This is a genomic window from Paenibacillus sp. LC231 (assembly GCF_001860525.1).
Classification (GTDB): domain Bacteria; phylum Bacillota; class Bacilli; order Paenibacillales; family Paenibacillaceae; genus Paenibacillus_AQ.
Genome location: NZ_JFOM01000021.1, coordinates 51009 through 64369, shown reverse-complemented (window position 1 = coordinate 64369; position 13361 = coordinate 51009). Strand labels below are relative to the sequence as shown.

Annotated in this window: 10 protein-coding genes; 9 read left to right on the top strand and 1 reads right to left on the bottom strand. The window is 38.9% G+C overall.

Annotated elements, in window-relative coordinates; genetic code table 11:
* Positions 1-206: 206 nt before the first annotated feature.
* The 7 genes from AK95_RS15890 (at position 207) to AK95_RS15865 (ending at position 9698) form a co-directional block, all read left to right on the top strand.
* The gene (locus AK95_RS15890) at positions 207-1016 is read left to right on the top strand and encodes a heteromeric transposase endonuclease subunit TnsA (RefSeq protein WP_063477430.1); all 810 of its coding nucleotides are present in this window, start codon (positions 207-209) and stop codon (positions 1014-1016) included.
* 13 nt (positions 1017-1029) lie between these two features.
* Positions 1030-3198 carry a Mu transposase C-terminal domain-containing protein gene (locus AK95_RS15885; RefSeq protein ID WP_071220931.1) on the top strand — a complete coding sequence of 723 codons (2169 nt, stop codon included), beginning with the start codon at positions 1030-1032 and terminating at the stop codon, positions 3196-3198.
* A 214-nt stretch (positions 3199-3412) separates the two neighbouring features.
* Positions 3413-5086, top strand: a complete 1674-nt coding sequence (locus tag AK95_RS15880; protein WP_071220930.1) for an ATP-binding protein — start codon at positions 3413-3415, stop codon at positions 5084-5086.
* Between the two features lie 65 nt (positions 5087-5151).
* Positions 5152-6948 (top strand): TnsD family Tn7-like transposition protein, encoded by a 1797-nt coding sequence (locus AK95_RS34815; RefSeq protein WP_074961876.1) that lies wholly within the window; start codon positions 5152-5154, stop codon positions 6946-6948.
* Between the two features lie 25 nt (positions 6949-6973).
* Positions 6974-9007: a TnsD family Tn7-like transposition protein gene (locus AK95_RS15870; RefSeq protein WP_074961873.1), complete on the top strand. Its 2034-nt coding sequence runs from the start codon at positions 6974-6976 to the stop codon at positions 9005-9007.
* A gap of 20 nt (positions 9008-9027) precedes the next feature.
* Entirely contained in the window at positions 9028-9219 is a 192-nt protein-coding gene (locus AK95_RS33475) for a DUF7695 domain-containing protein (protein WP_074961871.1), read from the top strand.
* Between the two features lie 293 nt (positions 9220-9512).
* Complete coding sequence (locus tag AK95_RS15865) at positions 9513-9698, top strand: hypothetical protein (protein ID WP_063477424.1); 186 nt, start codon at positions 9513-9515, stop codon at positions 9696-9698.
* A gap of 529 nt (positions 9699-10227) precedes the next feature.
* Here AK95_RS15865 and AK95_RS15860 read toward each other — a convergent pair.
* Entirely contained in the window at positions 10228-10644 is a 417-nt protein-coding gene (locus tag AK95_RS15860) for a hypothetical protein (protein WP_143767934.1), read from the bottom strand.
* Between the two features lie 666 nt (positions 10645-11310).
* On the opposite strand from AK95_RS15860, the gene AK95_RS15855 reads away from it, so the two are divergent.
* The gene (locus tag AK95_RS15855) at positions 11311-12243 is read left to right on the top strand and encodes an MvdC/MvdD family ATP grasp protein (RefSeq protein WP_082834224.1); all 933 of its coding nucleotides are present in this window, start codon (positions 11311-11313) and stop codon (positions 12241-12243) included.
* Entirely contained in the window at positions 12240-13361 is a 1122-nt protein-coding gene (locus tag AK95_RS15850) for a hypothetical protein (protein WP_063477422.1), read from the top strand. Before AK95_RS15855 ends, AK95_RS15850 begins: the two co-directional genes overlap by 4 nt.

Sequence of the window (13361 nt, the reverse complement as noted above, 5' to 3'; positions counted from 1 at the left end):
AAAAAACAATATATGGTATAATGGATGCAATATTCAGCAGGAGCGCACAACGAGATCTCAAGTTGTGCGCTTTTTTGTTACAAATAGGAATCAAAAATCCTATCCCCCACAATAATATTCAACTCGTTCAACCTACCTCTTCATGCAACCATACCTCATGCAGGCTGCCTTTCCATTTCTTAATCATAAAGGAGGTTAACTCAATTATGGCGAAACGAAAACGTAGCACTACACGAAGCGTCATTGCAAGACGAATAAAGGAAAAAAGAGGACAAGGGCAAGGAGCGACGTATAAACCTTGGCTGACGATTCACGATGTTCCATCCATAGGGGTTGTAAGTCGCATAAAGGGTTGGAAAACGGGAAGAATCCATCACTTGTTATCGGAGCATCTTGAAACAGCCTATTTTTATATGTGTGAGTGGTCCCCCCGTATTGTGGATATTCGGGAGCAATTTCCGCTTTTACCCCAAGAAAAGACGATGTTTATTGCGGATACTTTAAAAATTAGGTATCCCTGTGATCCGAAAACAAAAGAACCCATTGTGATAACCACGGATTTTATGCTTACGGTTCAAACCGAACACGGTTTGGAATATTGGGCACATACGGTCAAACCGCGAGATAATCTAACCCCTAGAACCATAGAGAAATTTGAAATTGAAAGACGTTTTTTTGCAGATGAAGGGGTTCAATGGAGACTCATTACAGATAAAGATATCTCATACAATCTAGTTAAAAATGTGTCCTGGGTTCACTCCGCACGAGGGTTGGAGGGGATGAGTCATTTGAATGAATCCATCATCGACTCCGTTGAGCCCGAATTGTTTAATTTGCTGCAGAGCAGGAGTATGTCTTGTTCCAAATACGCTGCAGAGTGTGATCTGAGATTTGGATTTCCTATAGGTACAAGTTTGTTTATTGTCCGCCATCTTATTGCAAATAAACGGTGGCTTGTAAATATGAATCGAATCATTCAACCAGCGATGGATCCGATTGATATCAAGCGGGCATAGTGGGAGGAGACAAATGGAGATACAAGTGAATGTCATCCTGCAAAGTGAGAGGGCTCAAGAACGAATTTTATATATCACCCCGGATAGACGGTTTTTGTATACCATATCTATCTTTGAAGATAGACCCATTCCGGTAAAGAGGGAGTTTACCGAAATTGAAAAGGCTCTAAGTAAAGGTTTATATACCATTGCTGAGGTGGATCCCTTCGCAAACCTTATGGATCCCCATTCGAAGTATGTAAAAGAACACAGTTCTAGCATTGAAGAAAGGTGGGAATTAATCAAAGACTTGGTGGATAACGAACCTGCTATCTATAACCGGACACACCGGGGGGAACTGATAAGGGAACGATCTCAACAAACAGGCAAAAGCAAGACCTTAATTTACCGGTATATACGATATTATTGGACCGGTGGAAAGATGAAAAACGCACTAGTAGCGCACTATTTTAATTGTGGCCGGCCAAGTAAGAAGGGGGAGAAGAAGACTTTCACAAAAAAGGTCGGTAAGCGAAGTCTGCTCGCGCAAATGCATCCGGAATCTCCAGAATATCAAGGCGTTATCATCACAAAAGAAATGAGAAAGATCTTGGGAGCAGCCCTTGCCCAATGGTATAAAACAACGGATGCAAATAGTATGGAATTTGTTCACGAGCGTATGTGGCACACGTACTTTCTTGAAAAAGTTATGGTGAATGGAGAACTAAACGAGATTCCATTGCCCAGTCACAAAGTCCCTACGATTGATCAATTACGGTATTTTTACAGACAAACGGAAGACTACCGTAAGGTTGTAATGGCACGTGAGGGAGTTCGGAAATACCAATTAAAATTCAGACCTGTTCTTGGTAATGCTACACGAAGAGCGGTTGGACCAGGCAGTATTTTCGAGATTGATGCAACGATAGGAGACATCTATCTCGTCAGCCATGCTAATCGAACCAAGGTTATCGGAAGACCTGTTATCTATCTTGTTATAGACGTATTCAGCAGGATGATTGTTGGATTCTACGTGGGACTAGAAGGCCCATCTTGGCAGGGTGCCATGATGGCTATCGAGAATGCGACCACGAATAAGGTAGATTTTTGTGCGGAATACGATATCCACATTAACGATGAGCAGTGGCCATGTCAGTATATGCCTGAAGTCATTGTGGGGGATCGAGGTGAAATGGAAAGCAAAAAAGCAGATTCTCTTTCAGAAAGCCTTGGAGTCACAATCAAAAATGAACCACCGTATCGGGCGGATTGGAAAGGAATAGTAGAGTCTAATTTTAAAACGGTGAATACCACGATTAAACAATGGATTCCTGGAGCAGTGAAGCCTGACTTTAAGGAACGTGGCGGAAAAGACTATATTCTCGATGCTAAGCTGTCGTTACGGGGCTTTATTAAATTGATGATTGAACTGATCATGTATCACAATAATAGTAAAGCGATTAGGCATTATCCGCTTGAGACCAGCATGATTCCTGATTCCATTCTGCCAGTTCCGATTCACTTATGGAATTGGGGGATACAGAATCGGTCAGGCCATCTTAAGGCATTTCCCAGAGACATTATTCGATTAAATTTGCTTCCTTGTAAAGAGGTAACAGCTACAAGGCTAGGTATAGCCTTTGAGGGAATTCATTACAAATGTGACGAGTTGACGGAGGTCGGGTGGTTTGTAAAGGGTGATTCCCGTTCAGTCACGATAGCGTATGACAGAAGATGCATGAATTCGATTTATGTGAAATCTCCAGATGGTCTCCATTATTTCACCTGCCGTTTACAGGAGAAATCGGATCGATTCAAGGACCTGAGTCTGGAGGAGATAAAGATGATACAACAGGAGGAGAAACTTGCGCTCGTTTATCATAAAGACACTCAAAATCACGCCAAATTTAAGATGAATGAAAGATTTGAGCAAATCAAGCAGGAGGAAATCTCGTTAACGGAACAAGCACGAAGTGAAGCAAGTATCAGCAATGCAGAGTTTAAATCGAATATTCAAGAAAATAGGGCGACAGACCGAAAGAAGATACAAACCAAGGAAGCTTATCGTTTAGGTGTTTCTGATGAAGTGCCAAAAATAAATATAAACGACGAATTAATAGAGGACGAAATGTTTACAGAGGTACGAGGCTTAACTCTAATCGAGAAATTGAAGAGGCGAAAAAATGAAAATGATAACGAATAATAGCTCCATACTAAACAATGAGAAAGGTATGGGAATGTTCCTCACAAGATATAAAAATTAACGCATCAAAGTCAGGAAGTTTTTGATCACCCGCATTTGTATCTAGCTGTAGAGCTTGAGACAAACATAACTAATGGACTATAGATTTCTCTTAATCCAGTAAAACCGAATGAAATTATTCTCATGGAATAAAAGTAAAGAGAGGAGGGGTTAAATGGTTAAAACCATTGAGCAGTACACACGCAATCCGATTTTGAAAGGTGTTGTTATAGAGGCTCAGTATCATTCCGATCAGGTAATCAAGGGTTACATTGGAAATCCCATGATCGAATCACTTCCTAGAATTTTGGACGAAGATGAATTACTGGATGCGATACCCCACTATCCTGATTACGATCACTCACAGCGGGATCTCAGTAGAAGGCTCAGGCTGCATTGTGTGCAACAGCTAAGTGATTATGTGGAAATTCTCCCTATCCATTTGTCCATAGAACAGCGATTTTCACGGATGATTCGGCATGGCTATGTAGCACGTAATCCTCTGCAAAGGGAGTATGCAAGACAATTTCATGTCGGATTCGATAAGATTCTGAAAGCAGGAGTGAATGAGAAAGGCGAGAACGCAGCAGGCATACGATCAACTGCAGCTGGATTTAATATCATTGGTGTTAGCGGCCAAGGGAAGTCAACGGCGGTGGATCTTAATTTGCTCCTGTATCCTCAAGTAATTCAGCATACGGCTTATCATAATCAACCACTCGTTTTGGATCAGTTGGTGTGGCTTAAATTAAACTGTCCCTATGATGGCTCGATCAAAGGACTTTGTATCAACTTTTTTCAAGCCGTTGATGCGGTACTGGGTACCTCTTATTTCAAAAAAATTGTTACGAATGGCTCGACCACGGACACATTAATCCCACAAATGGCCCACATCGCTTCCCTTCATTGCTTGGGGACGTTAGTGATTGATGAGATTCAGAACTTAAGTCTAGCAAAGAGCGGCGGTTCTGAGAAAATGCTGAATTTCTTTACGCAACTTATCAATACGATAGGTGTTCCGGTGGTTCTCGTTGGTACCTACAAAGCACTTCGGTTGTTCGGCGGATCATTTAGTCAGGCAAGAAGGGGATGCGGACAAGGAGATATGATTATTGACCGCATGTCGGATAGTGAAGACTGGGATTATTTCATATCCAGTTTGTGGAGATACCAATGGACGGCCACCCCAACAAAATTAACGGAACCGATGAAAAAAACAATTTATGAGTTAACCCAAGGCATTATTGATATAGCGGTAAAACTCTATATGCTTGCCCAGTGGGATGCTATCGCTCTTGGAGAAACGGAGGGGGGAAAGGAACGCATTACAGTTGCCAGGCTTAAGAAAGTTGTTTCCGAACACCTTCAATTGGTTCAGCCGATGATCAAGGCATTAAAAACTCAAAATAAATCAGCCTTATATGATATAGATGATTTGTATCCGAAATGGAATGACTTCTCTCACTATCTCGCTCAATCAGAAGAAAAGGTAAGTATTCACGGTAATCTTCGAGAGAAAGAAATGCCGACAGAAAAAATAGACCACGACCGTAAAACATACATGGAACTGGTCAAACTGGCTGTAAGTTTAGGTACCACAATTGAACAAGCAGAGGAAATTGCTCTGCATTATATAAAAAATCATGAGCCGCACGCAGATGTTACTGCTTTACGGATGGAGGTGGCTAAGCATATCTTAAGCGGCTTTGACGAAGCTGACCCGAACGATATTCGAAACCATGTACCCAAAAAGGGAAAGACAACGCCAGAAGAGTTATACAAATCCTTGACCGAGGCTGGATATACCGGATCTCAAGATGTGTTGTTCCCAGATGAAGATGTCTCGTAATCGAGAGTGCAAAAGTTTAGTTTCTATGAAAAGGGGAAAACTAGAAGTATAAACCAAGATAGGACGTGGTTATACTGACTGGTTTCTTCCCTTCCTTATTTCCAGATGAATTACTGTATAGCGCCCTAGCGAGATACCATTTATATGCGGGGAATCATAGCAGCAAAGCGACTATGACTGAGTTATATAATGGTTCTGTCTTCTGTGCTGCTACAGGTTTGCCAGCACACATAGATCAAATTAGCCATCTTATGAGGCATAATATGAGCCCTTCAGAGATCATCCAGTCTCACACCCTGTTACCGTATTTTGCTGCTTTTCTTCCCGAAGACCGAACTCATTTCGTAAAATCAGCCATGACGGGGGAACTAGGCAGAGCCGTGAATGCTCGGTTAGGTTTACTAGCTTCGACGGTGAAAAATCCTCCTTTTCTTAGAGTGTGCCCTCAATGCATCATAGAGGATGAGATAACGTACGGGCTTCCATATTGGCATCGGTCACATCAATTACCAGGCGTTCTTGTTTGTTATAAACATGAATGCATATTAGAAGACTCAGTGATTCCTTACACTTTAAGACGAAACAGGCACGAATATGTAAGTCTGAAACGTGATCTCATTCGTAAAAAAATGGCTGCGCCTCATTCGTGTAACGTTCAAAAAAAACATTTGATTTTCCTTGCAAAACAATCACATGCGCTACTTAATATGCCGTATGACGACGAATACCTGAACAATATCCCCATGTATAGGGCAAAGTTATCGAAGCGCGGCTTCATCACCCCGAATGGAAATATACGTTTTCAAAATCTTCGTTCAAACCTATATCAAACACTGGGAAAGGACCTACTCCACATGTGTCACTCCGAAATCAATAAACATTCGGAGGATACCTGGTTGCATAAATTACTGCGCGGCCATGATTATATCCATAGCCTGCGGCATTTGCTAGTGATGCAATTTCTTGCTGAAACTATAGATTCGATCTGCGAAATGCAGAAGGAGACCTATCATCCCTTTGGTACAGGTCCATGGCCGTGCTTGAATAAAGTGGCAGATCATTTTAAAGAAAACACTATTCCGAGTTGTATAGTCACGAGATGTTCGGATACAGGGCGACCTGTGGGTACGTTCAAGTGTAATTGCGGTTTTGTGTACTCCAGAAGAGGGCCGGACACAAGTGAGTGCGATCGAGTGAAAATCGGTAGAATCAAGCAGTTCGGCATCGTTTGGGAACAAAAATTTGACGAACTCCGAGTTAACTCAAATCTTTCACTTAGGCAGAAAGCCGAGTGTTTAGGGGTTCATCGCTCTACCCTTTATTTAAAAATGAAGGAGCAGCCTAGATCCATGGATAAGTATGAATCATTTGGTGAAAATGTAAGAACAATCGACCTAGATCTGCTTTCCGAAGACTTGTCGAACCAAACAAATGCCACTTGTTATAGCACGGCTAAAGAGGACATACTTCAAATTCGAGTCGATTGGGAGAAAAGGGATCGAGAGCTTCTACCGATTATTTCTCAGGCAGTTAGAGAAATTAGATCAACCTCGGGTAAACCGATTCGAGTCACCATCTCAGAAATTGGAAGAAGGATTGGGAAGCTTTCATTATTAGAAAAGAAGCTCGTAGCTTTACCCAGATGTAAAGCTTTGATCGACAGGGAAGTAGAGACTATCCATCAGTTCCAAATCAGACGAATTGAAGTGGCTGCGCAAAAATTATTTGAAGAAGAACAAAGCGTAGTCAAATGGAAATTAATCCGAAATGCGGGTTTGCGTAAAGACGCTGCTGTCCAGTTAGACAACGTAATTAATAGTGTGATCAGTTACTACAATGGAGTTGAAGGCAGAACCGATTGAAAAACGAGCAGAGTAGGTGATACTTTTGAGCCGAATTCAAATGTTTCCATCTCCTTACCCAGATGAGGAATTAAGAAGTTTAATTTACCGATATGTTCTCCGTAAAGGGTGCTCCTATATAGAAGGGATTCAGGAATTAATGGGAATAAATTCTAGAAGGGTGCCCTTCCTGCCTCATAATTTGGAGGTGCTTCAGAGAAAAGTGCCATCTTTATTCCCCGATAGTGATACACTTCTCCTCCAACATACATTTTACCCCTTTTTCGCTGCCTTTTTGTCTGACGTCAATCGTGACGAATTACGGTCAAGGATGATCGTTTATCGACAAGGTGAAAAATATGCAACTGTTTTAATTCCTCCTATTATTTCGAAAGATGTTCGCTACTGTACTCAATGTATTACAGAAGATGAGGAGCGTTTTGGGGAAGTATACATTCATCGTTCTCATCAAATTGGTAGTATAGACGTATGTCATAAGCATCGATGTGTTTTAATTAGTCAGTGTCCGGAGTGTGAAGTGTCATTGGGGCAGCTATATGGCACAATATTTCTAGGATCTACCCACTGCCCGAATGGGCACGAACTAAGTGGCACAATAGACACGTTACACCAAGATGAAATTATGCAGTTAAAACTTCGGATTTCTAAAGATGTCTATCAAATACTAAATGGTGAAATTAAGATTGGTGACCTGTTTTACATTTACAACTTGTTAGCAAGAGAAATGGGTTATCAGCATCCAGATGGTAGGTACATGAATCAAAAATTCCATGAAAAATTCCTCCAAAGATATTCACCTCGAACACTAGAAGAACTAGGGTTAATACCAGACTTACTAGAAAAACGAAGTGCACTACAAATTTTCAGCGAAAAGAATGCCATCCGAAATCCAATTGTTCATATGTTGGTGTTGGACTGGTTAATTGGAGGTTATGGACAACTCCATAAGTATGAAAGTGCACATAAAAAAACGCCCATTCCATTTGGTAACGGGCCTTGGCCATGTATAAATAAGGTTTGTGCGAAGTATGCCCAAAATGTGATTACCTCCAATAAGCAGCATTATTGTTATTCTACTAAAAGAATCAGGGGCAGATTTCTATGTAAACACTGTAAAATGGAATATCGGTCCAGCTGCGTAGACGGACAATTAGAATTTGATTTCGCTACTGTAAAGGTGGTTGAATATGGGCCGTTATGGCACGAACAACTTGTCATTGAATATAATAAAGGGAAGAGCATGAATAACATAGCTGCCTCCCTAGGAGCTAATCGAAGCACCATAAAAAAATACCTGCTTCTTTATATGGGGAAGAAAGTTAACCAAGAACATCCTCTCACTAAAGGAAGTTTGAATTGGATTCATAAGCTCTATCTCACCTATGATCAGACGCAGAGTATCAATGAAACCAGTATATTACTCCATACAAGCAAGAGCGTCGTGACCCGCTATATAAATGAAAGAGAGAAGTATGAGAAAGAAATCCTTCCAGCTATGAAAGAAGCTGCTGTGACGTCCGAAGTAGAGGTAGAACCAAGGGCGAAGCTGATGGAATTATTAGAACGATTCCCAGGGCTCAGCAGATCCGATCTACGGAAAATCATGGGGAGTAAAATCCTATCTAAACTTATGAAGGAAGAGGGTAACGGGTTAGAGAACATTTTGCCTCTGACAGATCACCCATTTAAAAGCCCTCTTTGGGAAGAAGAAGATACAAAATTAATGTTAGTGATTAAAGAAGTTTGTCAGCAATTATATAAGAACCCTCCTAACAAGCAAATAAAACGGTATACGATTCTGAACTTATTATCTACTAAAGATAAGGCTCGAATCATACGTTACAGTGAGAAGTTACCGCGATCTACTAATATGTTAGATCAGTATTTGGAATCAACCGAACATTATCAGCTCAGAATGATTCCTCATACGGTTGCTTTGCACAAGAAGCATTATGGAAATACTACGTTGCCTATGATACTTAGTTCATGCAGATATAAAAATTGCTCTCAACAGGTACAACTCTCTATTCAGGAATATTTACGAAGTAAGGAGTTGTAGTAGAGAAAGGAGGTAATCCTATGGCTAAAATCATCAAAAATGCAGTCCGATGTTTATCCTGTAATGATGTGATTGAATCTTGTCACAGATATGATGTACAAACATGCCGTTGTCGTAACATTTCTGTAGACGGTGGCCGCGATTATCTGAAACGGGGATACCCGCCTGGAAAACCAGAAGAATGGTATGTAGAATTATCTGAATGGGGTTAGAAAAAATGAAAATCCAGTCTAAAGTCGAATGGCTGCATGATGCAGGATTCATAGTCAAATGCGGCATAACTTCCATGCAGTTCCTAATCGAAAAAATTTCTTTTGAGACAAGAGCCGAAGTTTTAACAACTATAACGTGGAGCTTGGGATTATTGAACCCGGTTTCACTTTGAATCGAAGCGAGAAGAAGTGTGTTTCACCTGTCGAAACTGTTTTTGAAGGGTTCGGGCAAGGTACTTTAAAATGGATGAATTACAATATGGGCTATTATCTTTAAACAAAGGAGAATACGAATGATATTTGAAATCACAGCTGAAATGAAAAAGAAGATAAAGAATTGGGATTCTTGTGAGTCACTAGATGTAACAGGTGGGAAGTTTTCTTATATTTTTACACCAACAAGTCTAGGAGTTGTTGTTCAAGTTCATTGCGATATCTGTAATAGAAAATTAGATCTTACAGAAGACTGGTTGAATTAATTTGCTTATTTGATGATTGCTGTGCATCTTTAAAGTAGGATAAAGATTTTATAAAATGTGCTATTTTACACAACCTTCTATTTCTCTCTATATGTACTCAAGTGTATGACTTGATTTTCTGATATTAATCACTATTACAAATAATTACTTTTGTTAGACTAGACCTCCATGGAACGATGATTTTTTTACTAATGCCTTGTTTTAATTATTGCTTCATAACGTAGTTGAATAATCTCCCACTTCTAGCTGGTACCCGAAGTGGGAGGATTTGGATTCTAATAGGAGCTTAAGCTATTGGTGGTAGCCGATACACTTTTGATGACTTATGAGCCAGCTAGGGTCGCTTTGTAGGTTTCTGAGAACTTACATAATAATAGGAAGCTTACAATGCAATCAGAACAGGCGATATAATATGCACTGTATTAAAACCTGGAATAGAAAGCGTAAAAGTACTTTCATCTTGGAACATTAACTCTAACCGAGTTCGATCATTTGCTTCACGAAAAGGAAACTAATATTATTATTGGCCTTACCGCTTAATTATTTCATCAGAATCTGAAGTTTTTCGTTGACTTTGTGATAGTTCTTCGTAAATATCTTCAGCAATTAATAAGTGAGTGTCTATTAGCATGTTTGATTTTGATAAAGAAACACTAAATATGCGCATGCAAAACACAGTGAATATAATTGCTAAAAATATTATCGTAACAGAATCTAGAGCTGCCTTACTAAAAGTCAGCAGGATATCTACTTCTTTAAAAGTGGCAATGAACAGAGTGGCTATTATAGCCATGAGAGGTACGATAGTAGAAACCATTTTTAGTATATCTTCGAAAGGGCTATCTGAGGATAGTTTCTTTTTTTGAATTTTCAACTCTAGAAGTGCTCTCTTAAAAATATGGTCCGACTCGCTGAGGAGATGAGAATAAGCTTTAATAAGTTTCATCGTCTCTTCTTCATGTATAAGATATTGGGTATGGAATATTTTTACAATTGGTTTTTCGATCTGATTTTTCAATTTTATATATTTTTTCCTTTCAACATAGATGCTTATAATTATTAGCACCAGAAATAGACATATTGCGACTAAAAGTACTATATTTATCACCCTCCCATATTATTTATTATCGGTGGTATTAACGCTTCTTTTTAGACTGGAAATTCGATAGCGGCAAAGCTAATTTGAATATTCGGTGGTTAGGCTTGGGACCGGGAAGTTGAGAGTAACCAACTGTTTTATTAAAAAAATTGGACACTTATAGGCCAATAAATAAACTATTAGCTTCAGCAGCAGATACGGATACAAAATTAGACCCATCCAAGCAAACTAAAAAACAATACTGAGTCTTGCTCTTAAAGCCATCCAAGGGGAGTTAGTGGAAGAGGAATTACATAAGATTGTTTGAAAGCATTTAGTTCAATGTACGGAAAGGTGAGATGGTGGATAACAATTTTGCTTTTCTATAATGTGTAATGGCATGGCAGTCAATCCCTAGTACTTGTTACCTGGACAGCTAGTACAATAGGCAGTAGACTGAGAAGTGAGTTGCGTGAATTGGGGCATGAACCTTATGTTAAATGCATAGCAGATTGATCACAAGGAAGGATGGGGATGTTGTTTAAAATCCTAGTTGTAACTCAATCAAAAGACGTAACAGTTGACTATCTTATTTCTACATACAGCGATTACATTTATTGGTTTAGAATAAATGTTGACCAACTTGATGACTATCAAATTCAGGTTACCAATGAAGGGGTCATACTTGCAAAAGGCAACATTTGGAGTATATCCAGTTCCTGTATTGATGCCGTTTATTATCGTAAAATTTCACTCCCTGATCTTTCATCTTATGAGAGTCATTATATTCCAATGATGCAAAGAGATATTATGAATTTTATTGAAGGTATTGTTGAGACATTTGATAAGCCGTGTATAACAAAACCCTCCATTCTGCGTAAGGCAGAAAACAAAATTGTACAACTTAACATTGCTTCTTCATTGGGGTTTCAAATCCCTCAAAGCTTAATTACAAACGATGAGGTATCTGCTTATCAATTTTGTCAAGAGAAAACATCCATTGTAAAACCTTTATCAACTGGTCGAGTTAAAGTACCTGGAGGATGGGAAATAATCCAGACTAATGTGGTGAATAGAGAACATGCTGTGAGCGGGCTTTCTCATGCACCTTCTTATTTCCAGACTTACGTAGAGAAGTCGGAAGGTGAGTATCGCGTTACAATTGTTGGAAGAACGGTATATGCTGTTCGAATTGACTCCAGCAATACAATCGATTGGAGAAGAAAGAACGCAGAGAACTTTTATCAAACAGTAGAGATACCAATTCATATAATAGAATTGTGCTACAGACTTATGGATGAATTAAAAATAACATTTGGTGCCTTTGATTTTATAAAAATGGGAGATGAATATTATTTTCTTGAAGTAAACCCAAACGGCCAATGGCTATGGTTAGAGGAAAAGGTTGGTATCCCCATCTCTCAATCTATTATCAATCAATTAATAAAGGACGTGCACTTAACTTGAAGATTAGCTTTTTAAAATTCTATAAATTAATGAATTTTATGGCCTGGGTCTTCCCCTTCTTTGTTATCTCAGATGATGACAATTTTGGGACGTTAGAAGAAGAGTCAAGAGAACTCCGATTTTCATTTTTAACCATAAAGTTTGGTGACGTCATTTATTATTTTCTCTCAATAGGCTTCTGGTATGGAGATCATAATGAGAAAGCCAAATTTCCAAAAGGATTTCGGTTTATGTATTCACTTCGAGTTTCGCAATATAAGCGAGAATATAATACTGAAAAAATTAATGATTTAAAGACCAAACATATTGCTTTTCTTCGAACTAAGGACTCAGAAGAACTTAGTGTATATAAAGAAACTTTGTTATACAAATTGGATCAAATTAAAGAGAAGAGCACAAAGACCACCAATAAATTTCTTGCCTACTTAGCAATCATTGCATTTCTAATTCCACTTTATATTCCTGGTGCTCTTCGAATTGGCGAAGTTTTTGATAAGCCTATGTGGTTAGTTATTGCATATATCTACCTGGCTGGTTACTTAGCTTATAACCTCATTAATTTTGTTAAATTGTTTTTTAGGTTCGTTCAAGTGAAGCCGTATGCTCAATTTAAGTATTCAATGATAAAGAATTCAAGCAAACCAAACATTGACCTGCTTACAGCACTATACATTGAATATCAACTGCGCGACAATGAAAGTGTTGAGGAAGTATCCTTCATTAAAAACATAGACGGGTATATGAAAAGTATCTTATTGATAAGCAGTTTTTTACTTGTTTTTGACATTATCTTTGGCTCAGTACAAGCCGAAGAGAAAATAAAACCGCCGGTAAGCCCAATAAGTAAAGTCTTTCATTTAGATTTATCCCAGTCCTCAAAAATGCTTTTCACCGATCAATTTGATGTTATAAAAAAATTTGGAGAAGATCTGGTTTTAAATAAAGTAACAAGGATAACACTTATCAGAACTGGTGATGCGGAATCAGATAATTATAACCGGATTGTTCAAATAATTACTTCATATAACATAAATAAGGCAGAAATTATACAAATACAGGATAAACCCAATGACATGTCCGCCTCAGGACATTTACAAATTATAGTAGAAAGGAGGTGA